Source organism: Desulfomicrobium salsuginis, assembly GCF_054657795.1.
In genome coordinates this window covers 2,167,193-2,190,172 of record NZ_BAAHYA010000002.1, presented here as the reverse complement: position 1 = coordinate 2,190,172, position 22,980 = coordinate 2,167,193, and the positions used below count along the sequence as shown (strand labels likewise).

At 65.6% G+C, this 22,980-nt stretch carries 17 protein-coding genes; 15 read left to right on the top strand and 2 right to left on the bottom strand.

What is annotated here, in order from left to right:
* Positions 1-8: 8 nt before the first annotated feature.
* On the bottom strand, positions 9-1,853 hold the full coding sequence (locus tag ACYQ3G_RS16920) for a proton-conducting transporter transmembrane domain-containing protein (RefSeq protein WP_459827821.1): 1,845 nt from the start codon (positions 1,851-1,853) through the stop codon (positions 9-11).
* Positions 1,854-2,484: 631 nt separating this feature from the next.
* Between ACYQ3G_RS16920 and mraZ the strand changes: the two genes are divergently transcribed.
* From mraZ to ACYQ3G_RS16845, 15 genes are all read left to right on the top strand, one after another.
* Complete coding sequence (mraZ, locus tag ACYQ3G_RS16915; RefSeq protein WP_028576515.1) at positions 2,485-2,940, top strand: division/cell wall cluster transcriptional repressor MraZ; 456 nt, start codon at positions 2,485-2,487, stop codon at positions 2,938-2,940.
* A 13-nt stretch (positions 2,941-2,953) separates the two neighbouring features.
* Positions 2,954-3,916: a 16S rRNA (cytosine(1402)-N(4))-methyltransferase RsmH gene (gene rsmH, locus ACYQ3G_RS16910; protein ID WP_459827817.1), complete on the top strand. Its 963-nt coding sequence runs from the start codon at positions 2,954-2,956 to the stop codon at positions 3,914-3,916.
* Positions 3,913-4,188 carry a hypothetical protein gene (locus ACYQ3G_RS16905; RefSeq protein WP_043774661.1) on the top strand — a complete coding sequence of 92 codons (276 nt, stop codon included), beginning with the start codon at positions 3,913-3,915 and terminating at the stop codon, positions 4,186-4,188. The genes rsmH and ACYQ3G_RS16905 overlap by 4 nt, the downstream gene beginning before the upstream one ends.
* An 11-nt stretch (positions 4,189-4,199) precedes the next feature.
* Positions 4,200-6,146 carry a penicillin-binding transpeptidase domain-containing protein gene (locus ACYQ3G_RS16900; protein ID WP_459827813.1) on the top strand — a complete coding sequence of 649 codons (1,947 nt, stop codon included), beginning with the start codon at positions 4,200-4,202 and terminating at the stop codon, positions 6,144-6,146.
* A 9-nt stretch (positions 6,147-6,155) separates the two neighbouring features.
* Positions 6,156-7,574, top strand: a complete 1,419-nt coding sequence (locus tag ACYQ3G_RS16895; RefSeq protein WP_459827811.1) for a UDP-N-acetylmuramoyl-L-alanyl-D-glutamate--2,6-diaminopimelate ligase — start codon at positions 6,156-6,158, stop codon at positions 7,572-7,574.
* A complete protein-coding gene (locus tag ACYQ3G_RS16890; RefSeq protein WP_459827808.1) occupies positions 7,571-8,929 on the top strand; it encodes a UDP-N-acetylmuramoyl-tripeptide--D-alanyl-D-alanine ligase in 1,359 nt (452 codons plus the stop codon). The genes ACYQ3G_RS16895 and ACYQ3G_RS16890 overlap by 4 nt, the downstream gene beginning before the upstream one ends.
* Positions 8,926-10,002 carry a phospho-N-acetylmuramoyl-pentapeptide-transferase gene (mraY, locus tag ACYQ3G_RS16885; protein ID WP_028576509.1) on the top strand — a complete coding sequence of 359 codons (1,077 nt, stop codon included), beginning with the start codon at positions 8,926-8,928 and terminating at the stop codon, positions 10,000-10,002. Before ACYQ3G_RS16890 ends, mraY begins: the two co-directional genes overlap by 4 nt.
* 7 nt (positions 10,003-10,009) lie before the next feature.
* The gene (gene murD, locus ACYQ3G_RS16880) at positions 10,010-11,302 is read left to right on the top strand and encodes a UDP-N-acetylmuramoyl-L-alanine--D-glutamate ligase (protein WP_459827804.1); all 1,293 of its coding nucleotides are present in this window, start codon (positions 10,010-10,012) and stop codon (positions 11,300-11,302) included.
* Positions 11,299-12,420, top strand: coding sequence for a putative lipid II flippase FtsW (ftsW, locus tag ACYQ3G_RS16875; protein WP_028576507.1), 1,122 nt, complete (start codon positions 11,299-11,301; stop codon positions 12,418-12,420). Before murD ends, ftsW begins: the two co-directional genes overlap by 4 nt.
* Positions 12,417-13,502: an undecaprenyldiphospho-muramoylpentapeptide beta-N-acetylglucosaminyltransferase gene (murG, locus tag ACYQ3G_RS16870; protein WP_459827800.1), complete on the top strand. Its 1,086-nt coding sequence runs from the start codon at positions 12,417-12,419 to the stop codon at positions 13,500-13,502. Before ftsW ends, murG begins: the two co-directional genes overlap by 4 nt.
* Positions 13,503-13,504: 2 nt before the next feature.
* Positions 13,505-14,872 (top strand): UDP-N-acetylmuramate--L-alanine ligase, encoded by a 1,368-nt coding sequence (gene murC, locus ACYQ3G_RS16865; protein ID WP_459827797.1) that lies wholly within the window; start codon positions 13,505-13,507, stop codon positions 14,870-14,872.
* 4 nt (positions 14,873-14,876) lie between these two features.
* Positions 14,877-15,722, top strand: coding sequence for a cell division protein FtsQ/DivIB (locus ACYQ3G_RS16860; RefSeq protein WP_459827794.1), 846 nt, complete (start codon positions 14,877-14,879; stop codon positions 15,720-15,722).
* Positions 15,723-15,761: 39 nt separating this feature from the next.
* Positions 15,762-16,991: a cell division protein FtsA gene (ftsA, locus tag ACYQ3G_RS16855; protein WP_028576503.1), complete on the top strand. Its 1,230-nt coding sequence runs from the start codon at positions 15,762-15,764 to the stop codon at positions 16,989-16,991.
* A 62-nt stretch (positions 16,992-17,053) separates the two neighbouring features.
* Complete coding sequence (ftsZ, locus tag ACYQ3G_RS16850) at positions 17,054-18,307, top strand: cell division protein FtsZ (protein WP_028576502.1); 1,254 nt, start codon at positions 17,054-17,056, stop codon at positions 18,305-18,307.
* A gap of 42 nt (positions 18,308-18,349) precedes the next feature.
* Positions 18,350-20,008, top strand: a complete 1,659-nt coding sequence (locus tag ACYQ3G_RS16845; RefSeq protein ID WP_459827790.1) for a radical SAM protein — start codon at positions 18,350-18,352, stop codon at positions 20,006-20,008.
* Here ACYQ3G_RS16845 and ACYQ3G_RS16840 read toward each other — a convergent pair.
* Complete coding sequence (locus ACYQ3G_RS16840) at positions 19,988-22,972, bottom strand: diguanylate cyclase (protein ID WP_459827787.1); 2,985 nt, start codon at positions 22,970-22,972, stop codon at positions 19,988-19,990. The genes ACYQ3G_RS16845 and ACYQ3G_RS16840 overlap by 21 nt on opposite strands.
* Positions 22,973-22,980 lie beyond the last annotated feature (8 nt).

Here is a 22,980-nt window from a genome sequence, read left to right as displayed (position 1 = left end):
TTGATGGATCAGGGCGCCGTCCCGCCGCTGAAGGGGATGGCCAGGGCCAGCGCGAGGATGGCCGCACACAGGTAGAGAATGTAGGCCTGGGTCCGGCCGTGCTGGAAGCCCCTGACCAGATCCGAAAGCCTGAGGATGGCCAGTCCGCAGGGGCTGACGACCCGTTCGAGGACCGTCTCGGGCGTGTGCGAGGTCCGGGACGCATGGGCCGGAAAGAAATCCGCGGGCGGGTCCGCGTGGACCATGGGCCGCAGAATCCAGTCGAACCAGCCGGTGATGATGCCGGCGAAGGACCCGGCGGTGTACTGCATGCGCGGCGTGGGTTCGGCGTAGCCGCAATCCCAGGTCAGGGCCCGGGCCGTGCGTTGCCGCAGGAGCCGGTAGGCCAGGGCCCCGGCAGCCAGGGCGGGCAGGGCGATCAGGACATGGGCCGCGCCCAGCGGCGTCAGACGGTTGGGGATGTCCAGGGGCGCCGCGAGTCCGAACCAGGCCGTGGCCACGCGCATGAGCGTCGGCCAGAGGAGGGCCGGGGCGAGGCCGATGACCAGGCACCCGCCCGCCAGGACGGCCATGGCCCCGCGCATGCCGGGACCGCATTCGTGCGCCTTTCCGGCGGCCTCGGTCCGGGGCGCGCCAAGGAAGACGACCCCGCAGACCTTGATGAAGCAGGCCAGGGCCAGGGCGCCGGTGGCCCCCAGCAGGATGGCCGCGGGCACCGCGCCCAGGATCGCCCCGGTCTGATACCGGCTTGCGTCGAACAGGCCCGAAAAGACCAGCCATTCGCTGACGAAGCCGTTCAGGGGCGGCAGGCCGCAGATGGCCATGGCCCCGAGGGTGAAAAATCCTGCCGTCCAGGGCATGGCCTTCCACAGGCCCCCCAGACGGCTCATTTCGCGTGTCCCCACGGCATGGAGCACCGAGCCGGCCCCCAGGAAGAGCAGGGCCTTGAACAGTCCGTGATTCCAGACGTGGAGCAGGCCGCCGGCCAAGGCCAGGACGCCCCACTCCGGTCGGCCCTGGGATGCGGCGATCATGGCGAAGCCCAGGCCCATGAGGATGATGCCGATGTTCTCCACGCTGTGGTAGGCCAGCAGTCGTTTGAGGTCGTGCTGCCCCAGGGCGAAGGCGACCCCGAGTACGGCGCTGGCGCAGCCCAGCCCGGCTACGGCCCAGCCCGCGCCCATGGGCATGGGCAGCCAAGACCCGAAACGGACCAGGCCGAACACGCCCATCTTGATGGCCATGCCGGACATGAGGGCGGAAACGTGGCTCGGGGCGTTGGCGTGGGCCGAGGGCAGCCAGATGTGCAGGGGGAAGACGCCGGCCTTGATGCCGAAGCCCAGCAACGCAAGCCAGTAGAGATGGGCAAGGCCCGCGAGATGGCGGACGGGCCCCAGTTCCCAGGTCCCCGTGCGCGCGGCCAGGGTGGAGAAAAGGGCGAAGAGCGCCAGGGTACCGGCGTGGGAGGCGGCCAGGTAGATCCAGCCTGCGGCGCGGACCTCGGGATTCGCGCGGTCCAGGGTGACGAGGAAATAGGCGCTCACGGCGAAGCATTCCCAGGCCAGGAGGAAGTGCAGGCCGTTGCCGGCCGTCAGTACCAGCCCCATGCTCATGAGCATCGCGTTCCACCACAGCCGCCCGGAGCGGGCCGAGCGCGGGTGACGGCCTTCGTTCCAGTATCCACGGCTGTAGATTGCGCCCGCAAATCCGACGACGCCGAGCAGGAGCAGGAAAAAGGCGCTGATTTCGTCGAGTCGCACGAGCAGACGCTCGCCCCCGACCGCCCATGCGCTGCGCCACTCCCAGACAGGTTGTCCGGACAGGACCAGACCCGCGGCAAGGAGGGCGCACACTGTGCCTCCGAGAGTGGCGGTCAGCCACCCGCGTGGAAAGGAATGACTTGCACCAATTCCTGCAAGCATCCCTGCTGCTGCGCAAGAGAGAAGAACAGCAATGTCCATTCTTGTACGTCGGGAACAATGTCCTGTTTGTTCTATTTATTCGAAGGATTGCGTTGCGTCGCTTCAGGGTGGCTTGTGGAAGAGTTCATCATGTGGCGCATTGCATCCTCTCGACATGTCCGAATCTGCATTCGTGCATGTCGAAAATCATGAACTGCGATGGGTCTGGCATTTCCAGCCGCAGAGCATAGGTTATCTTTTCCACTTCAGTGGATATGCCTCTCAAAATTGCGAGTCAAGGAATTGAGTGGGAGCGGCGGAAATTTTTGCGTCGGCCGTCACGAACGGTCGCATCCCGACGCCCGTGTCAGGCGCGTCTCGCCGAAGGCTGGGCGCGGCGAAGGGGCGCGGTGGGGCGTATCTCGCTTGGCCCGCGAAAGCGCGCCGCATCGGCGCAGGGAGATGGCCGCATTTTTTCGCTCCCTACTTGAGCAAAAAGTGGTGGAATGGCTTGACTCTCCGGGAGGTGCGTGAGTAAGGGTGGTAAAAAGTGGTAAAAAGTGGAAAAAGGTGAGGGCTGGGCATGTTCAGAGGGCATTCACATCGTACGCAGGACCCGAAGGGGCGGCTCATGCTGCCCCCGGAGTTTCGCGACGAGGTGTTCGCCCAGTCGCCCGAGGGCAAGCTCATCCTGACGAATTTCGACGACTGCGTGGCCGCCTACCCCCTGCCCGAGTGGGAGCAGATCGAGCAGAGTTTTTCCAAGCTGAACATGGCCGACCGTCGCGTGCGGGACTTCCACCGGTTCTTCATCTCCGGAGCCGTCGAGGTGACCCTGGACAAGCAGGGCCGCGTCCTCATTCCGCCCCATCTGCGCAGCTACGCCGGACTGCAGAAGGACATCGTCCTGGCCGGCGTGGGCCGCAAGTTCGAGATCTGGGACCTGGGGCGGTTCGAGGCGCAGCGCACGGCCATGCAGGAGAATTTCGACCAGGTCATGGACGATCTGGCCGGCAACGGCTTTGAACTCCGGTTCTGATCCGAAGGGGCCCATGGACGCATACTCCGAACACATCCCGGTCATGATCGAAGAGGTCATGCACTGGCTCGACCCCAAGCCGGGCGGCTTCTACATGGACGCCACCCTTGGCCTTGGCGGCCATGCGTCGCGGCTCATGGAACTGACCGGCGGCCAGGCGCACCTTCTGGGCCTGGACCGCGACAGGCAGGCCCTGCAGAAGGCGGGCGAACGGCTCTCCCGCTACGGGGAGAACGTGCATCTGGCGCACACCTCGTTCCAGAATTTTTCCGGCGCGTTGCGGGAACTCGGCTGGGACTTCCTGGACGGCGTCGTGGCCGATCTCGGGGTTTCGTCCCTGCAGCTCGACAGCCCCGAAAGGGGGTTTTCCTTCCTGCACGACGGGCCCCTTGACATGCGCATGGATCCGGGGTCAGGCGGTGAGCCCGCGTCGAACATCGTCAACGGCGCCTCCTTCGAACGTCTGCGCCAGCTCCTGTGGGACTACGGCGAGGAGCCCATGGCCGGGCGCATCGCGCGCGCCATCGTCGAGATCAGGGAAAAGGCCCCCATCGAGACCACCCTGGAGCTTGCCCGCATCGTGGCCGCGGCCTACCCGGCCAAGCGCCGCGCCCTGGCCCGCAATCACCCCGCGACCAAGACGTTCCAGGCCCTGCGCCTGGAAGTCAACCAGGAACTGAGAGAGGTCGAGAATTTTCTGGCGCGCGTCGTCGATTACCTGCGCCCAGGCGCGCGCATCTGCGTCATTTCCTTCCACTCCCTGGAGGACCGCATCGTGAAGCGCGCCTTCCGTACGGAGAGCACCGGCTGCCTGTGTCCGCGGGAGTACCCCGTGTGCACGTGCGGCCACGAGAAGAGGCTCCGCCTGCCTTTCCGCAAGCCCCTGCTGCCGGGAGACGAGGAGATGCGGGCCAACAGCCGCAGCCGCAGCGCCAAGCTGCGCGTGGCCGAGCGTATCGCAGGGGGTGGGGAGTGAAGGGCTTGGGCTCGGGGTATCTGGGCCTGGGACTCGTGTTCGTGATGACCATCGTTCTGGGGTTGGGGCTCGTCTGGGTCAACATCGAGAGGGTCGACTTGGCCTATGAGCTCAAGACCCTGGAGCGTGAACTTCAGGAAAAGCGGGATCAGCATTCGAAGTTGCAGGTGGAGCGCCAGTATCTGCTGGCGCCGCCGACGCTGCGCGCCAGGGCCGAAGGGGCCGGGCTGCGTCCGCCGCACCGCGACCAGATCCGCACCCTGCAGGAATAGGCGAGGCAATCGTGGCCAAGACAGGTAGCAAAACACCCAGGGACTGGAGCCGTGGCAAGATCATCTTTGCCGGGGTTCTTTTCGCGTTGGCCCTCATGGGGCTCTGGGCGCGCGCCTACCACGTGCAGGTGATCAAGGGGCCTGAATACGCCAAGATGGCCAATCGGCAGTACTGGGCCTCGGAGACGGTGTCGGGCAAGCGCGGCGAGATCTTCGACCGCAACGGCCTGCTGCTGGCCAAGTCCATCGCCAGTCCTTCGGTCTACGTGCGGCCGAACGAGGTCGGCGACGTCTGGGCGGTGTCCCAGCGACTGGGCAAGATTCTTGGCCTGAACCCCGGCGACGTGGCCGGACAGCTCAAGACCAAGAAGCGCTTCGTGTGGGTGGCCAGGAAGATCAGCGACGCGCAGGCCTCGGCCGTGCGCGAGGAAGGCCTGCCCGGCGTGTACCTCGAGGCCGAGAATTCCCGCCAGTACCCGCAGGGGCACATGGCCGGGCAGCTGCTCGGTTTCGTGAACATGGACGGCAAGGGCATCGAGGGGCTGGAAAAGGCCTTCAACGACCACCTCGCCCCGTCCTCGACCAAGTACACGGTCCAGCGCGACGCCGCCGGCAACCGCCTGTCCTCGATCGAAGGGGAGGACAGGGCATCTTTCGACGGCCAGGACCTGCGGCTGACCATCGACAGCCAGGTGCAGCTGGCCACCGAGGACGCCCTGGCCCGCAGCGTGGCCAGGGCCAAGGGCAAGACCGGCATGGCCCTGGTGGTCAATGTTCCTACGGGTGAAATTTTGGCCTGGGTGCACTACCCGCTCTTCAACCCCAACTCGGTGCAGAAGGCCAGCGGGGAGTGGAAGAATCGCATCGCCGTGGACATCTTCGAACCCGGGTCGACCATGAAGCCCATCATGGTCGCGGCGGCGTTGCAGGAAAAGGTCTGCCAGCCCACCACCAGGTTCTACTGCGAGAACGGAAAGTGGAGCCTCAAGGGCCGCCGCATCAAGGACACGCACAAGTACGAAAACCTGACCGTGAACGAGATCGTCCGCTACTCCAGCAACATCGGGTCGGCCAAGATCGGTCTGGCCATGGGGGCGGAGAAATACAGCCGGTACCTTCAGGCGCTCGGTTTCGGTCGGCCCATGGGCCTGCCCCTGGCCGGGGAGTCGGCGGGGCTGCTCAGGCCTGCCCGTCAGTGGCGCGAAGTCGAACTGGCGAACATGGCCTTCGGGCAGGGGCTTGGCGTAACCATGCTGCAGATGGCCGGGGCCTACCTGTGCATCGCCAACGGCGGCGTGCGCATCCCGCTGCGCCTGCTGTACGAGCCCGACCGCCCCGTCGAGGGCGTGCGCGTTTTCGATCGGGAAGTGACCTCCCAAGTCATGGCCATGCTCGAAGAGGTGGTGCAGATGGACGGAACCGGCACCCAGGCGCGCATCGATGGCGTGCGCATGGCCGGCAAGACGGGCACGGCCCAGAAGGCGAGCCCCACGGGCGGTTACGGCGGGGAGTACGTGGCCTCCTTCGTCGCGGTGTTTCCGGCCGAGAAGCCACGCTACCTGGTCTACATGCTCGTTGACGAGCCGCAGGCCGGGCACTACGGCGGCGTGCTGGTGGCTCCGGAGGTGCGCAACGTCGGCGTGCAGCTCCTGACCGCGACGGGCATGCTGACGGCCCCGGCGGAACCGCCGGCGGTACAGGTCGCCCAGGCGCACGCCCAGTCGCAGCGTTTCGCGGCTCCGGTGGAGCGCCAGCCGATCATCGCGGCCGATGCCGAAGCCATGCCCGACCTGCAGGGCGCCACCGTGCGCGAAGCGCTGGAAATTTTGGTGGGGCACGGGATCGTGCCCAGGATCAGCGGACAGGGCGTCATCGTCGGCAAACAGAAACCCCTCCCCGGCGAGAAATGGCCGGCGGACAAGCAGTGTCAGCTCTGGCTGGCCTATCAACCAGGTTAGGACATCGACATGAATTTTGAAGACGTGCTGGACAAGCTCAGAAACGGAACCGGCCTGCGCACCCACTCGGCCAGGGTGCAGGCCGGCGACGTCTTTGTCGCGCTTTCCGGCACGAAGGTTGACGGGGCTCGCTTCATCGACGACGCCGTGGCCCGCGGCGCGCGCGTCGTGGTGCACGGCCCGGCCGCCGCAGTGGCGCCGCGCGAGGGCGTGGCCTTTGTGCCTGTGGCCGACCCGGCCAAGGCCCTCGGCCTGCTGGCGCGCGCGGCTTTCGGTACGGAAGACCGCCTGCCGCGGGTCATCGGCGTGACCGGCACCAACGGCAAGACGACGACAGCCCATCTGGTGCATCACCTGCTGGGGGAAAACGGCATCCCCGCAGGCCTCATCGGCACGGTGCGCTGTTCCTGGCCGGGCACGGACATTACGGCGTCCATGACCACCCCGGACTGTCTGAGCCTGCACGAACTGGTCGGCCGCATGACGCGCGACGGCGTCGAGTGCCTGGTCATGGAGGTGTCCTCCCATGCCCTGGATCAGCAGCGCCTGGCGGGCTTGCCCGTGGAAGTCGGCATTTTCACCAACCTGACCCAGGACCATCTGGACTACCACGGCGACATGGAGCGGTATTTCGAGGCCAAGGCCCGCCTGTTCCTGGGCGAGGAACGCTGCGCCACGGGGCTGGTCAACATGGACGACGAGTACGGCCGCCGTCTCAAGGCCGCGCGTCCCGACCTGCTCGGGTTCGGCATCGAGGCCGCCGACGCGCAGCTGCGGGCCGAGATCAGGTCTTTCGGCTCGTGGGGCATGCAGCTGGCCGTGAGTCACGGCGATGCGAGGTTCGAGCTGAAGACTCCCCTGGTCGGCCGGCACAACGCCTACAACCTGCTCTCGGCCATGGGCGCAGGGCTCCTGCTGGGATTGGACGTCGAAGCGCTGCAATGCCTGGCTCACGCCGTCGGCGCTCCCGGGCGGCTGGAGCGGGTGCCCAACGATCGCGGCCTCGATATTTTCGTCGATTACGCCCACACGCCCGACGCGCTGGAAAAGGTGTCCGTGGCCCTGAAGGCCATGGGCTTCGCCCGTCTCATCACGGTCTTCGGCTGCGGCGGGGACCGCGACGCCACCAAGCGTCCTCTCATGGGCCGGGCCGTGGCGCGCCACGCCGACGTGGTGGTCGTGACCTCGGACAACCCGAGGACCGAAGACCCGGAGTCCATCCTCGACCAGATCGAACCGGGGCTGAACGGCGCCGGACAGGTCCTGCGCGAGGCCGACCGCCGCAAGGCCATCGGGCTGGCCATCGAGGCCATGCGTCCCGGCGACGCGCTGCTCATCGCCGGCAAGGGTCACGAGGACTATCAGATCGTGGGCACGGAGAAGCGGCATTTTTCGGATTTCGAAGCGGTTCTGGAGCACCTGGCATGAACATGACCCTGCAGGACATCTCCGCCGCCATGGGCGCGAGCATCGACCAGGATCACGAGCGCGTGATCCGGCGGGTCAGCATCGACAGCCGCGCCGTGCAGCCGGACGACCTTTTTTTCTGCATCGTCGGCCAGAAGCTCGACGGGCACGAGTTCGCCCGCCAGGCCGTGGACAACGGCGCTGTCGCCGTGGTCGCCAGCACGCCATTGGAGCTGCCCGTGCCGGTGCTGCTGGTGCGGGACACGACGCTGGCCCTTGGGCGCCTCGCCCGCAGCTGGCGCGAGCGCACCGCGGCCCGGGTCGTGGGCGTGAGCGGTTCGGCCGGCAAGACCACGGTCAAGGAGATGCTGGCGCAGGTCCTGTCCCTGCACGGCTCGGCTTCCAAGAATTTCCGCAACCTGAACAACCAGATCGGCCTGCCCCTGTCCATCCTCGAAATGTCGGGCCAGGAAGATTTCTGGGTTCTGGAGCTTGGCATCAGCCGTCCCGGCGACATGGACGAGCTCGGCTACATCCTTGCCCCGGACGCGGCGCTCTTGATCAACATCGGAGGGTGTCACCTGGAGGGTCTGGGAAGTCTTCACGGTGTGGCCGAACAGAAAAGCGTTCTGTTGGACCACGTCAGGCCCGGCGGGTTCGCCTGCGTCAGCGCCGACTACCCCCTCCTGGCCACGGAGTGCGCGAAACGTTCCCTGCGGCAGGTCACATTTTCGGGCTGCGGCGCGGATGCCGACTATTCCTGCACCGGTCAGGAGAACACCCCGGACGGCATTCTCTACGCCCTGCGGGCCAAGGGCCGGGATATCCGCCTGCACGTCTCGGCCACGGTGCACGTGCCCGAGAACGTGGCCGCGGTCACGGCCATGGCGCTGGAACTCGGCGTCCCGACGCGGACCATCGAGGCCGGCCTGGCGGCCTTCAGCCCTGTGGCGCAGCGTTTCGTGCAGAATCGGGTGGGTGCGTGGCTGTTTATTGATGACACCTACAACGCCAATCCCGTTTCCATGGCCCAATCCATCCGCGAGGCCGAGCGGATCGCCCAGGGGCGGCGGCTGGTCCTGGTCCTGGGCGAGATGCGCGAACTCGGCGAAGACAGCGCCAGGGCCCACCGCGAACTGGGCGCCCTCGTGGCTTCCACTTCGGCCACGCACTGTTTTTTCCATGGCCGACACGTGTCGGACGTGCAGTCCGGCCTGGGTGAGCATCATGGCGTGTTTTCGGCCGTGAACTCCGGAGAGGAACTGCTGCAGGCCGTCGCGTCTCTGCGCGGCGAGGGCGGCGTGATGCTCTTCAAGGGTTCGCGCGGGTGCAGGATGGAGCAATACTATTCTTTCATGGAGAGGGCCTGGGCGTGATCTACCATCTGCTGTACCCCTTGAGCGACCAGATCAGCATGCTGAACGTGTTCCGCTACATCACGTTCCGCTCCATCTACGCCATGCTGACGGCGCTCATCCTGTCGATTATCATCGGCCCTCTGTGCATCCGCTGGCTGCGCCGCCTGAAGTTCGGGCAGTACATCAAGGAGGGCGGTCCGGACCATCAGGCCAAGAGCGGCACCCCGACCATGGGCGGGCTGCTCTTCGGGTTCTGCATGCTGCTGAGCGTGCTGCTGTGGAGCGACCTGACCAACAAGTACGTCTGGCTGACGATCCTGGTCTTCGTGGGCTTCGGGGCCGTTGGTTTCGCCGACGACTACCTGAAGGTCGTGCGCAAGCACAACGACGGCCTCTCGGCGCGGGCCAAACTGCTGGGCCAGCTCGTGGTCAGCATCGGTGCGGTGACGCTCCTGGTCTCCTTCCCGGAATATTCCGCCAAGCTGATGGTGCCGTTCTTCAAGAACGTGAACCCCGACCTGTCCTGGTTCTACGTGCCCTTCGGCGTGTTTGTCATGATCGGCGCCTCCAACGGCGTGAACCTGACCGACGGCCTGGACGGTCTGGCCATCGGGCCCGCCGTGGTTTCGGCCGGGTGCTTCGCCGTCTTCGTGTACGTGGCCGGGCATGTGAACATGGCCAACTACCTGCAAGTGGCCTACATCGCCGGCGTTGGCGAGGTGGCGGTCCTGTGCGGGGCCATGGTCGGGGCGGGCCTCGGGTTCCTGTGGTTCAACGCGTTCCCGGCCCAGGTCTTCATGGGCGACGTGGGCAGCCTGAGCATCGGCGGCACCCTCGGGTTCATCGCCGTGCTGTGCAAGCAGGAGCTGCTGCTGGTCGTCGTGGGCGGTCTGTTCGTGGTCGAGACCCTGTCGGTCATCCTGCAGGTCGGCTATTTCAAGGTCAGCGGCGGCAAACGCATTTTCCGCATGGCCCCCTTGCACCACCATTTCGAGAAGAAGGGTGTGCACGAGTCGAAAATCATCATCCGTTTCTGGATCCTGTCGCTGCTTCTGGCGGTCATGGCTTTGGGAACGCTCAAGCTGAGGTAGGACGGTCATGCGCGAGTTCATTCACGGCGATCAGCTTCGCGGGCACACGGCAGTGGTGCTCGGCGCGGGTTCGTCCGGGATCGCGGCCGCGCGCCTGCTGGTCCGCCTCGGCGCCACGGTGCGGCTGCTTGAGCGCAGCGAGTCCGTGGCCGCCTCCGTCCCGGCGGACCAGGGTTTCGAAGTCCGCGGCGGGCAGCACAGGCCCGAAGATTTCCAGGACGCGACCCTCGTCGTGCTGAGCCCCGGCATCCCCAGGGCCAAGGTCGCCCCCCTGCTGCCCGAGGGCGCGCAGGTGGTGTCCGAACTGGAACTGGCCAGCTGGTTCGTGTCCGAGCCCATCGTCGCCGTGACCGGAACCAACGGCAAGACCACCACGACCACGCTCATTGGCCGCATTCTGGAACAAAGCGGCTGCAGCGTCTTTGTCGGCGGGAACATCGGCACTCCGCTCAGCGACTATGTCATGGGCGGGGATCGGGCCGATGTCCTGGTGCTCGAGGTGTCGAGCTTCCAGCTCCAGAACTCCCCATCCTTCCATCCCCATGTCGCCGTGCTGCTCAATTTTTCGGCCAACCACCTGGACTACCACGAGACCATGGAGGAGTACCTCGACGCCAAGCTCAGCATGTTCGGGCATATGGACGCGCGGGACCTGGCCGTGGCGCCGCTGTCCATGAAGGACGTACTGGAAGGGCGCTCCTTCACCAGAGCGAACCGGGTCTATTTCGTGGCCAGCCGGAGGTTCGAATGCCCCGGCCTGCCCGGCGAGCACAACCGCGAGAACATGGAGGCCGCATACCTGGCCTGTCGTCACCTGGGCCTGAGCGAGGACGACGTGCGCCACGGCATTGAGGGCTTCGCGTCTCTGCCGCACCGTCTGGAGGCCGTGGCCGAGCATCGCGATGTCACGTTCGTCGACGACTCCAAGTCAACGACCATCGATTCCATGATTGCCGCCCTGAAGAGTCAGGACCGCCCCGTGCGCCTGCTGGCCGGCGGGGTGTTCAAGGGCGGGGACCTGGGCGCGGTGCTGCCGCATATCCGCGAGCGCGTGCGCGGCATCTACCTGTTCGGGAAGTCGCGGGAAATTTTCGAAGGAGCCTGGTCCGGCTGCGGTTTGGAGATCCATTGGGATCCGACGCTGGAAGAGGCGGTGTTCCGGGCCGCTTCCGAGTCCAGGCCGGGCGAGTGCGTGCTCCTGTCCCCGGCCACGGCCAGTTTCGACCTCTTCGCCAACTACAAGGAGCGGGGCAAGGCCTTCCAGCGCGCCGTGCGCGAATGGGTGGAGGGAACGGCATGAAGATCACCCAGCGCGAAGCGGCGAAGCAGCTCATGAGTTACGACATCGTCCTGCTGGGCGCGGTCATCAGCCTGGCGTCCCTGGGTCTGATCATGGTCCTGAGCGCCAGCGGGATCATGGCCGAGAAGGTCTACGGCGACAAGTACGCCCTGTTCTGGAAGCAGGTCCTGTTCATGAGCGCCGGGTTCTCGGTGCTGATTTTCGCCGCCCGCTCGAACATGGCGTTCTTCTACCGCAACACGTACATCTGGCTGCTGTTGGCCGCGGGCCTGCTGATCCTGACGATCTTCTCGCCCTTCTCGACCACGGCGGGCGGCGCAAGCCGGTGGCTCAGGCTCGGGCCGTTCTCCATTCAGCCCCTTGAGGCGGCCAAGATCGCGCTCGTCTTCTACCTGTCCTATTTCTTCGCCAACAAGCAGGAACTGGTCAAAACCTTCAGCGTGGGATTCCTGCCGCCCATCATCATGACCGGCGGCCTGTGCTTCCTGCTCCTCCTGCAGCCTGATTTCGGCGGCGCGGTGTTCCTGTCGGCCCTGCTTTTCCTGATGTGCCTGGTGGGCGGAACGCGGATCATCTTTCTGGCCTCGGCCGGGATGCTCGGGCTCGTGTCGGCCGCGCTGCTGGTGGTCAACTCTCCGTACCGCTTCCGGCGCGTCTTCTCATTCCTCGACCCATTCAAGGACGCGCAGAACTCCGGCTACCAGCTCGTGCAGTCCCTCTACGGCCTGGGTTCGGGCGGCTGGCTCGGACAGGGCCTGGGCGAAGGCAAGCAGAAGCTCTTTTTCCTGCCCGAGGCGCACAACGATTTCATCATGTCGGTCATCGGAGAGGAACTGGGCTTCGTGGGCATATCCCTGGTCATCATCCTCGTCGGGGTGATCCTGTGGCGGGCGATCCTGATCAGCATCCGGCAGGAGTCCATGCACGACCGCATCACGGCCTTCGGCATGGGCGCGATCCTGGTCATCGGCAGCATCCTGAACATGGGCGTGGTCATGGGCGCCATTCCGCCCAAGGGCGTGCCCATGCCTTTCGTCAGCTACGGCGGCAGTCACCTGGTCGCGGGTTTCTTCTGCGCGGGTGTGCTGCTCAACCTGTCGCGAAAGGTGAAGGCATGAAGCGGCTCATCCTGACAACCGGCGGCACGGGCGGCCACATCTTTCCGGCCCTGGCCGTGGCCGAAACCGTGCGCGAGATGGTCCCGGGCTGCGAAGTGCTGTTCGTCGGCGGCACCAAGGGCCCCGAGGGACAGTGGGTGCGCAGGGCGGGCATCGAGTTCGTGGCCCTGCCGGCCCAAGGCGTCGTGGGCAGGGGCCTGAAAAGCGTGTCCACGGCCTGGTGGCTGGGCCGCAGCCTGCTGCGTTCCTGGAAGCTCCTGCGGTCCATCCGGCCTGACGTCGTGCTGGGGCTTGGCGGCTATGCCGGTTTCTCCTGCACGCTGGCCGCCTCCCTCATGGGCATCCCCGCGGCCATCCACGAGCAGAACAGCGTGCCGGGCGTGACCAACCGGGTGCTGGCCAAGAGGGTGGGTCGCGTCCTGGTTAGCTTCAAGGACATGGACGCCCCCGCTTTTTCGACGCCCCCGGCCGTGCTGACGGGCAACCCCGTGCGTGCGGAGATCCGCCGTTTGCGGGACGAACCGCGGGTGCTCGGCCGCAACATCCTGGTCGTCGGTGGGAGCCAGGGCGCATCGGCCCTGAACAGCTTCATGCTGCGGGAGCTCGACGGGTTGAAGAACCTGGGTTTGGGCATCTGGCACCAGACCGGCAAGGATGAATTCGAGACCGTGAAGGCGGCCTACGCGCAGAAGTACCCGCTGGCGCGGGTGGAGCCCTTCATCTCCGACATGCACGAGGCCTACCGGTTCGCCGACCTCGTCATCTGCCGGGCCGGGGCCACGACCATCGCCGAGCTGACGGCCGCGGGCAAGCCGAGCATTCTGGTGCCGTTCCCCTACGCCACCCACGACCATCAGCTCAACAACGCCAGGTCACTGGAGAAGGCGGGCGCGGCCTTGGTCTTTCAGCAGCGGCAGCTGGACGAACTGAATCTTTCCGCGGCGGTGGGCGATCTCTTCCAGATGCCCGAAACCCTGGCCAGAATGGCCCGGGCCGCGCGCGACATGGGCATCCCCGACGCCGGCGAGCGAGTGGTGAAGCAGCTCCTGGAACTTGCCGGGCAGAGAGGCGGACACAAGTGAGCATGAAATCGAAGATCAAGAGAATACATATGGTGGGCATCGGCGGCGCAGGCATGTGCGGCATCGCTGAGGTGCTCCTGACCTTGGGTTACGAGGTTTCGGGCTCCGACCTGGTCAAGGGTGCGGCGGCCCAGCGGCTCGAATCCCTGGGCGCGACGGTGCACGCCGGCCACGCCCGTGAGAACGTGCGCGACGCGCAGGTCGTGGTCCGCTCCACGGCGGTGCGCGACGATAATCCCGAACTGGTCGAGGCCCGGTCCAAAGGCGTGCCCATCATCCCGCGGGCCGAGATGCTGGCCGAGCTCATGCGTCTCAAGACCGGCGTGGCCGTGGCCGGCACCCACGGCAAGACCACGACCACGTCGCTTCTGGCCACCATCTTCATGGAGGCCGGCCTCGACCCCACGGTCATCATCGGCGGCCGTTTGAACGCCTACGGCACCAACGCCATGCTCGGCCAGGGCCGCTACCTTATCGCCGAGGCCGACGAATCCGACGGGTCCTTCCTGTGCCTGCTGCCGCGCATGTCCATCGTCACCAACATTGATGCGGACCATCTCGACTACTACAAGGACCTGGACGAAATCCGCGACAGCTTCGTCGATTTCATGAACAGCGTTCCCTTCTACGGGCTGAACGTGGTCTGCGGCGACGACCCGGGCGTGCAGTCCGTGCTGCCGCGCGTGCGCCGGCCGGTGCTGACCTACGGGTTCGAGGAGGGCAACGCCCTGCGGGCCGAGATCATCACCTGCGAGGCGGGGTCGCGCTTCAGGGTCTACAATCGCGGCGACCTCTGGGGCGAGGTCTCCCTGACCCACCCCGGACGGCACAACGTGCTGAACGCCCTGGCCGCCATCGGCATGGCCATGGAGGCGGGCGTGCCCAAAAAGGACATCATCCGGGGCCTTGGCGCCTTCGGGGGTGTCGGGCGGCGCTTCGAGCACAAGGGCGAGCGCGGCGGCGTGCTCGTGGTCGACGACTACGGGCACCACCCCACGGAGATCGCCGCCACCCTGGAGACGGCGCGCCTGTGCTACCCGCACAAGCGCCTCGTGGTGGCCTTCCAGCCCCACCGCTTCACCCGGACCAAGGCCCTGTTCGGCGAGTTCTCCAAGGTGTTTGAAGGCGTGGACCAGCTGCTGCTGACGGAGATCTACCCGGCCAGCGAATCGCCCATCCCCGGGGTCAGCGGCCAGAGCCTGGCGCAGGCCATCAGGCAGGTGACCTCCACGCCGGTGCAGTTTTTCGAGGATTTCGCGTCCATGCAGGCCGCCCTGGGCGGAATTTTGCGCGAGGGCGACCTTTTTCTGACGTTGGGCGCAGGCAGCATCTGGACCGTGGGGCAGAACTATCTTGAGGACAAGGCATAAGGACATGAGCACGGCCGTACTGGGCAAGAAAGTACGCAGGAACGTACACCGCAGGACCGAGCGCCGCAAACCCGTGCAGACGGGGGCGGTGGTCGGCGGGGTATTCCTGGGCCTGGGACGCACCGTGTTCGCGCTGATTCAGTGGTCGCTGGGCATTTCCCTTGTCCTGGCGGTCAGCTTCGCCATCCTGCTGTCCTACCGCTGGGTCACGGCCCATGAGTTCTTTGCCCTGGCCAACCTGCACATCGAGGGCGGCCGGCGTCTGAGTTCCGATGAAATCGCCGCCCTGGGCGGCGTAAGCGCTGGACAGAACGTGCTCGGCATCAACATCGCCGAGGTGCAGCGCCGCATCGCCGCCAGCGAGTGGGTGGAGAGCGTGTCCGTGACGCGGATCCTACCCGACGGCCTGACCATCGAGATCAGGGAGCACGTACCGGCCTTCCTGGTCCGCCGCGACGAGCAGCTCTATTACGCCGACGCGAGCGGGCAGCCCTTCGTGGCCGTGGGCGTGGAGAAGTTCATCTCCCTGCCCCTTCTGGAAAAGGAGGAAGGCGTCCCGGTGGGGCCGGGCGTGCGCCGGCTGGTGGAGGAAGTTTCGCGGAACGCGCTGCCCTTCGGCATGAGCCAGATCGCCTGGCTTCGTCAGGACAGCGACGAACAGTTCAGCATTTTTCTGGAAAGACCGAGGGTTCTCGTACAGTTGGATGGGACGGATCTGCGCGCCACCCTGGCGTGCCTGGGAAAACTGTGGGCCGACCTGGACGGTCGGGGCGAGCTCGGCCGCGCGGCCCTGATGTTCGTCACGCCGGAACGGGCCTGGGTCAGGTTGAACGCGGATCAAACACTCTAGGATTTCATGCCGGCCCTGCGCCGGGAGACGAGGGAAAGTATGGGCAAGTCTGAATTGATCGTCGGTCTGGACATCGGAACGACCAAGATATGCACCGTCGTGGGCGAAGTGGGCACCGACGGGGTGGTCGACATCATCGGCATCGGCACCAGCCCGTCCACGGGCCTGCGCAAGGGCGTGGTGGTCAACATCGAGCAGACCGTGCAGTCCATCAAGAAGGCCCTCGAAGAAGCCGAGCTCATGGCCGGTTGCGAGATCAGGGCCGTGTACGCCGGCATCGCCGGCAGCCACATCAAGGGCTTCAACAGCCACGGCGTCATCGCCGTCAAGGGTGGCGAGGTCACGGCGCGCGACATCGAGCGCGTCATCGACGCGGCCAAGGCCGTGGCCATCCCCCTGGACCGCGAGGTCATCCACATCCTGCCCCAGGAGTACATCGTCGACGACCAGTCCGGCATCGCCGATCCCCTGGGCATGGCCGGCGTGCGCCTGGAGGTGAAGGTCCACATCGTGACCGGCGCGGTGACCAGCGCCCAGAACATCGTCAAGTCCTGCCACAAGTCGGGCCTGGACGTCGAAGACATCGTGCTGGAGGCCTTCGCCTCCTCCAAGGCCGTGCTGACGGACGAGGAGCGCGAGATCGGCGTGGCATTGGTCGACATCGGCGGCGGCACGTCGGACATCGCCATCTTTCACGGCAATTCCATCAAGCACACGGGGGTCATCGCCCTGGGCGGGACCAACCTGACCAACGACATCGCCTTCGGTCTGCGCACGCCGACCCAGGCGGCGGAAAAGATCAAGATCAAGTACGGGTGCGCCCTGGCCGAGCTGGTCAGGAAGGACGAGATCATCGAAGTACCCAGCGTCGGAGGGCGCGAGCCGCGCAAGCTCACCAGGCAGGTCCTGGCCGAGATCTGCGAGCCGCGCATGGAGGAGCTCCTGGCGCTGGTGGACCAGGAGCTGATCCGGTCCGGGTACAAGAAGCTCATCGGCGCGGGCGTTGTCCTGACGGGCGGCGCGTCGCGCATCGAAGGGATACAGGAGCTGGCGGAGCAGGTCTTCAACCTGCCGACCAGAACGGGCTCGCCTGCCGGAGTCGGCGGGCTCAAGGACGTGGTGGACAGTCCCATGTACGCGACGGCGGTGGGACTCTTGCTCTACGGCGCGGAAAAGCACGGGCGGGACAACAAGATCCGCATCCGCGACAAGAACATCTTCCACTCCATTCTGGCGCGCATGAAGAAGTGGTTCGCCGACATCAGTTGAGTGGCATCGGGGACACGGGGAAATCGGAGACAGGGAACAACGTCAACGTTTTAGGGGGAAGTATGGATTTCCTGGAAATCGAACGCGAAGACAATGCATTGATCAAGGTCATCGGCGTGGGCGGAGGCGGCGGCAACGCGGTCAACAACATGATCAAGGCCGCCATGCAGGGCGTGACCTTCATCGCGGCCAACACGGACATGCAGGCGCTGAAGCACTCCAAGGCCGAGTTCAAGATTCAGCTCGGCGACAAGCTGACCAAGGGCCTGGGCGCGGGCGCCAACCCCGACATGGGGCGCGACGCTGCGCTCGAGAGCCAGTCCCAGATCCGCGACGTGCTGGGCGATTGCGACATGGTCTTCGTCACCGCCGGCATGGGTGGCGGCACGGGTACCGGCGCGGCCCCGGTCATCGCCCAGGTGGCCAAGGACATGGGCGCCCTGACCGTGGCGGTCGTGACCAAACCGTTCTTTTTTGAAGGCAAGCGCCGCCAGCAGCAGGCCGAGCGGGGCATCAAGGAGCTGCGCGACATCGTCGACAGCATAATCACCATCCCCAACGACCGCCTGCTGACCCTGGCCTCCAAGAAGGCCTCCTTCGTCGACATGCTGGGCAAGGCCGACGAGGTCCTCTTTCACGCCGTGAAGGGCATTTCCGACCTGATCATGGTGCCCGGCCTCATCAACCTCGACTTCGCCGACGTCAAGGCCGTCATGGAAGAGATGGGCCTGGCCATGATGGGCACGGGCATCGCCTCGGGCGACGGACGCGCCCGCGAGGCCGCCCTGAAGGCCATCACCAGCCCGCTGCTGGAGGACGTGACCATCGACGGCGCCCGCGGCGTGCTCATGAACATCACCTGCGGTCCGGACCTGACCATCGAGGAAGTGAGCGAAGCGGCCAGCATCGTGCACGAAGCCGCCCACGAGGACGCCAAGATCTACTTCGGCACGGTCTTCGACATGGACTGCGTGGACGAGATGCGCATCACCGTCATCGCCACCGGCATCCAGGACGGCAACGTGCCGGTGGAGAAGGGCGGGAAGATTTCGGTCATCAGTCCCGCGCCCGCCGGCGGGCGGCAGTCTGCCGAAAGCGAGGGCCTGATCATCCGCCCGCGCACCCGCAAGATCTCGGTTAACGACGCCGCCGACCTGAGCGTCCCGACCTACATCCGCGCGGCCAGAAGCCAGCCCGGTGTCGAAGATCGCCGCCACGAGCCGCGCAAGATCGTCAACGGCGGCGATGACGCCGAGTTCCTGTTCGAGGAGGAGGAATTCGAAATTCCCTCCTTCATCCGCATGCAGGCCGACTAGGGTCCTCCCCGACCCGAGACGCCTGCGCGCCAGGAGGTGAGTGTGTCCGAGCTGTACTGCGGTCGTTCGTCCCCTCCGCTCAGGGATTGGGGCGGGCGGCTGCCCGTGGCCCTCGTGTTCCCCGAGGCCGCGGAGCACGGCCTCTCCACCTTGGGGTGGCAGGTTGTCTACCGGCTGCTCGCGGCAAACGAGCGGCTGGCCGTTGAGCGTTTCTTCTGGGATTCCACTTCCCCGAGGCCCAGGTCCGTCGACTCCGGACGCGACCTGGGCCTCTTCCCCCTTGTTCTCTTCAGCCTCAATTTCGAAGGCGACTTTCCCAATGCGCTCAAGCTGCTGATGGATGCGGACATCCCCGTCCGCGCGGCGCAGCGCCCGTCATGGCCGGTGGTCCTGGCGGGCGGCCCCGTGGCCTTCCTGAACCCATTTCCCATGCTGCCCGCACTGGACGGGCTTTTTGTCGGTGAAGCCGAAGCCGGCCTTGACGATGTCGTGGAGCGCATCGCCAGGACATGGATCGAAGGCGGCGGGAAGGATTCCGCCCTGGGTGCCATAGCGCCCCTGCCGGGGGTCCTGGTTCCGGGTAAAAGTCCGGAGCCCGTGCGGAGGGCTGTCGTCGGCTCCTCGAACGTGCTGGGCCGCCCGGCCTTTTCCTGTTTCATCAGTTCCGAAGCCCAGTTCAGGGACATGCTGCTCTTGGAGGTCAATCGCGGGTGCCCGTACGGGTGCCGCTTCTGCGCGGCCGGCAGCATCTACAAGCCGCCCCGCCACGCAGAGATGGCCGTGCTGCAGGACATTGTCGAACGCTGCGAACCGCACAAGGTCGGCCTCGTGGGCACGGCGCTCACGGACTGGCCGGACTTGCTCCCCTTCCTGCGCTGGCTGGCGGAGCGCAAGGTCAAATTCTCCCTGTCCTCCTTGCGGGCCGATGGCCTTACGGACGAGCTGCTCGGTTTCCTGCGGCACACCGGGACCCGCTCCGTGACCCTGGCCCTGGAGGGCGCGAGCCGCCGTCTGCGTCGGGCCATGAACAAGCACTTTTCCGAGGAGGCCTTCCTGGAGGCCGTGGCCCGCATCAGCCGCCTGCAGTTCGGGACGCTGAAGCTCTACATGATCACGGGCTGGCCCGACGAGGGCGAGGAGGACTGGGCCGAGTTCGAGGAGTTCATGTCCTGCATAGACGCGGCGCGGAAGGCCGGCCAGGGCGCGCGCAAGAAGGGTGTGGAGCTTGTCTCCCTTTCGGTCAGCTGCCTGGTGCCCAAGGCCTGGACTCCCCTGCAGTGGGCCGACACGCCGGACGAGGACCGGCTCAAGGCCGCCATGAAGCGCTTCAAGGCGATCGTGGGGCGGCACAAGGGCATGCGCTTTGCCGGGGAAAACCCGGCCCAGGCCCGGGTGCAGATGTTTCTGGCCCGTGGCGGGGAGGAAATCTTCCCCTGCCTGGAACGCGCTGCGGAAATCGGCCTGCCAGCGGCCATGCGGGAATACGATGCTCTGGTGCTCGACGTCCTGAGCCGCCACGTCGACCGCGATGCTGTTTTTCCGTGGGACCGGCTGGAGATCGGGGTGTCGCGGAAGTTTCTGTATTCGGAGTGGGTCAAGTACCGGCGCGGAATGGTCACGCCGCCATGCCCGCAGGATGGCTGTCAGGCCTGCGGGCTGTGCGGCATGGACGACTTCCTGTCACTGCCGCACGGGCGTTAGGGCCAGGCAGTGGTCCTTGTAGAAGACGCAGTTGCGGCCGTTGCGTTTGGCTTGGTAGAGGGCCTGGTCGGCCGAGAAGAGCCCCGAGTCGATGTGCAGGTCGCTTTGCGGGCTGAAAGTCGAAATTCCGATGCTCAGGGTGATCCTGTCCGAGAGCGGTGATCCGGGGTAGGGGATGTCGGCCATGAAGATGGCGTCCTGAATTTTCTGGGCCACGCGCTCCGCCCCCGCCCTGTTCGTGCTTGGCAGCACCACCACGAACTCCTCACCGCCGAACCTGGCCACGAAATCCTCAGGCCGCCTGAGGGCCGAACTCACGGTCTGCGCCACCCGTTTCAGCGCCTTGTCCCCCGCCTGATGACCGAACCGGTCGTTGAACCCCTTGAAGAAGTCGATGTCGATCATGAGCACGGAGATCTGATGGTTGCTGCGCTTGCAGCGGCTTTTTTCCGCGGCCAGCACCTCCTTGAACTTGCGCCTGTTGGGCACCTCGGTCAGGGGGTCCTGCATGACGAGGGTTTCGAGCATCTCCTTGCGGATCCGCGTGGTCTGCACGTGGGTGAACACGCGCGAGGCCGTGAGCAGGGCCAGGACGAAGGCCAGGGCGTACCCGGCCTTGGCCCAGGTGGTCATCCACCACGGCGCGCGGATGTCGATGCCCAGGGAGGAGATGTGCTCACCGTCGAATCCGTCTTTGACATGCAGGGTGTAGCGGCCGGGCTTGAGGTGGGCGTAGCTGACGGTTGTCTGGGAACCGGCGTCGTTCCAGGCGGAATCCACGCCCTCCAGGAAGTAGAAGAAGCGGGGAGGCCGGAACGCGCTCGCTTCGGGCAGCGTGAAGGAGAAGGTCAGATAGTTCTGGTGATGGTCGACATCGAGGTGCTCGGGGATTCTGCCGAGTTGCGTCGCCGGCAGCGACGTGCCGAAAATGCGGATATCGGATATTTTCGGGGCGATTCGCGCGCTCCTGCCGATTCTTTGAGGGTCGATGAGCAGCAGCCCGTCGGAGTGCCCGTAGGCGAGGACCTGTCCGGCCACGAGCGCCGGGCCGGCGGAAATGCTGACGGACGGGTGGTCCGCGCCGAGCAGCACTTCTTCGCCCCGGTCCGAGCCCGGCGAAATTCTGTATACCTTTTCCTGGGTATGCAGCCAGATGGCGCCATCGGGGTTTCGCCACAGGGACAGGGCCATGGGGATCCGTTGCTGGGCTGCCGAAAGTATGGGCGTCAGACTGCCGGTTCGCATGTCGAAACGCATGACGTTCTTTGTCGTGGCGAGCCAGGCCGTTGCAGGGTTTTCGACCAGAATGCCCTTGATGGTGGCATTGTCGGCCCAGGCCGCCGGGGGGACGTCAAGCCTGGTTCGCTTTCCGGACACCGTGTCGATGACGGTGACGTTTCGGCCGTGGCCGACCCAGACGGTATCCCGGAAGCGTTGCAGGCAGGTGATCGACCCTCCTTCAAGATTCAGGTCCTCTGGATTTTCTTCAGGAGTGCCTGGTTTCCATGAAAAAAGCTTGAATTTCGTGGCGAACCAGACGCGTCCGTCGCCCATGCAGGCCAGGTGTTCGATATCCTTGTCGGAGAAGCTGGCTTCGGGGTTGGGCTCGACCTGGAGGTTTTCCCTGGCGCCATCCGGCGCTATGCGCAGCACGGCGTTGTGCAGCCCGCAAACAAGCGAGCCGTCCGGGGCCCAGTCCATGGACTTGACCCTGGACTTCGCCAGGACCGTTTCGAATTCGATCTTCGATGAATAGTTCAACCTGTTGAGCGTGACGGGGCCACTCGACCTGAAAATGCCTCCGCTCTTGGGGCTGACATACATCCTGGCGTCCGGGGCGGAGGTGACATGAATGATGTCGGAAAGTTCTGCGGGGGGTTGTCCTGCACCCCGGGCCTGCGCGGTCAGCTTTGTGATCCTGGCGCCGGGATGCGCCGTGTGACGCAGGACGCCCTGGTTGATGGTCCCGATCCAGAGGTTGCCGGACGACGTTTCCAGGATGGACATGATGTATTCGGGATTCTGGCGCGGTTGTCCCGGAAAAACGAATGGATGCCGGTAAAAACTCCTTTCCTTGGCCGCATAGCGGAACAGCCCCTTGTTGCTGCAAATCAGGACGTCGCCGTCCGAATCGACGAGAAGGTCCTGGATATGATCCGCCGGGATTTCGGTCGCCCTGTGGAGTTCTGTCATGGGCGCATCGGCCGGAAGCGTCCACAGGCCGCGTTTCGAGACGCTGACCCAGAGGTTGCCGGCGTAATCGAAGCCGATCTTTTTTGCGGAATACTCTTCGTGTGAAGACAGGGGCACGAACGTGGCCGGTCCCTGGTTCCCGTTGAGCCGGTAGAGTCCCCGGTCCGTGGCCAGCCACATGTTGCGGTGGGCGTCTTCGCCGATATCCAGGATGGCCGGGTTGGCGTCCGCGGAAAAGCCAAGGCCCTGGACACGTTCAAACCTGCCGAAGGACGGCTCGTAGCGGTGGAGTGTAGAGGGCGCCTCCGCCCCCTGCTGGCCGGCTTTGGTGAGCCGATCAGCTGTTCCGACCCACAGTGTCCCCCTTGAGTCCTCGTACATGGTGTGGGCGATGTCCGAGGTGAGGCCGTAGGTCGAGTTCGTCGCGCGATGCCAACGGGCGGTCTGTGTCTTCAGCGAATACGCGAGAACCCCTGAGTTGGTGCCCAGCCAGAGCGTGTCGCCGGAGTCGATATGCAGGGATCGGATGCGGGTGCCCCCGAGAATGTCCTCCAGGACGGGGCGCACAAGATTGCCGTCATACACGTACAATCCGGGAAGGGCCGCGAGCCAGACATAGCCGTCGGAATCCTGCGCGGCGCCAATGACGGTGTTGAAACTGGCGCGTTTCGCGGACACATCGATCTGGTCCACGCCTAAGGGTATGTCCTCAAACGCGCCTGCGGCGATGGGCGAAATGATCAGGATGAGGGCAAAAATCAGGGTGCGCATTGCTATTG

What these genes read in the sequence shown, in the direction of transcription:
- mraZ (WP_028576515.1), top strand. Translation starts at nt 2,485, where the DNA reads ATGTTCAGAGGGCATTCACATCGTACGCAGGACCCGAAGGGGCGGCTC.
- rsmH (WP_459827817.1), top strand. Translation starts at nt 2,954, where the DNA reads ATGGACGCATACTCCGAACACATCCCGGTCATGATCGAAGAGGTCATG.
- ACYQ3G_RS16895 (WP_459827811.1), top strand. Translation starts at nt 6,156, where the DNA reads ATGAATTTTGAAGACGTGCTGGACAAGCTCAGAAACGGAACCGGCCTG.
- ACYQ3G_RS16890 (WP_459827808.1), top strand. Translation starts at nt 7,571, where the DNA reads ATGAACATGACCCTGCAGGACATCTCCGCCGCCATGGGCGCGAGCATC.
- murD (WP_459827804.1), top strand. Translation starts at nt 10,010, where the DNA reads ATGCGCGAGTTCATTCACGGCGATCAGCTTCGCGGGCACACGGCAGTG.
- ftsW (WP_028576507.1), top strand. Translation starts at nt 11,299, where the DNA reads ATGAAGATCACCCAGCGCGAAGCGGCGAAGCAGCTCATGAGTTACGAC.
- murG (WP_459827800.1), top strand. Translation starts at nt 12,417, where the DNA reads ATGAAGCGGCTCATCCTGACAACCGGCGGCACGGGCGGCCACATCTTT.
- murC (WP_459827797.1), top strand. Translation starts at nt 13,505, where the DNA reads ATGAAATCGAAGATCAAGAGAATACATATGGTGGGCATCGGCGGCGCA.
- ACYQ3G_RS16860 (WP_459827794.1), top strand. Translation starts at nt 14,877, where the DNA reads ATGAGCACGGCCGTACTGGGCAAGAAAGTACGCAGGAACGTACACCGC.
- ftsA (WP_028576503.1), top strand. Translation starts at nt 15,762, where the DNA reads ATGGGCAAGTCTGAATTGATCGTCGGTCTGGACATCGGAACGACCAAG.
- ftsZ (WP_028576502.1), top strand. Translation starts at nt 17,054, where the DNA reads ATGGATTTCCTGGAAATCGAACGCGAAGACAATGCATTGATCAAGGTC.
- ACYQ3G_RS16840 (WP_459827787.1), bottom strand. Translation starts at nt 22,972, where the DNA reads ATGCGCACCCTGATTTTTGCCCTCATCCTGATCATTTCGCCCATCGCC.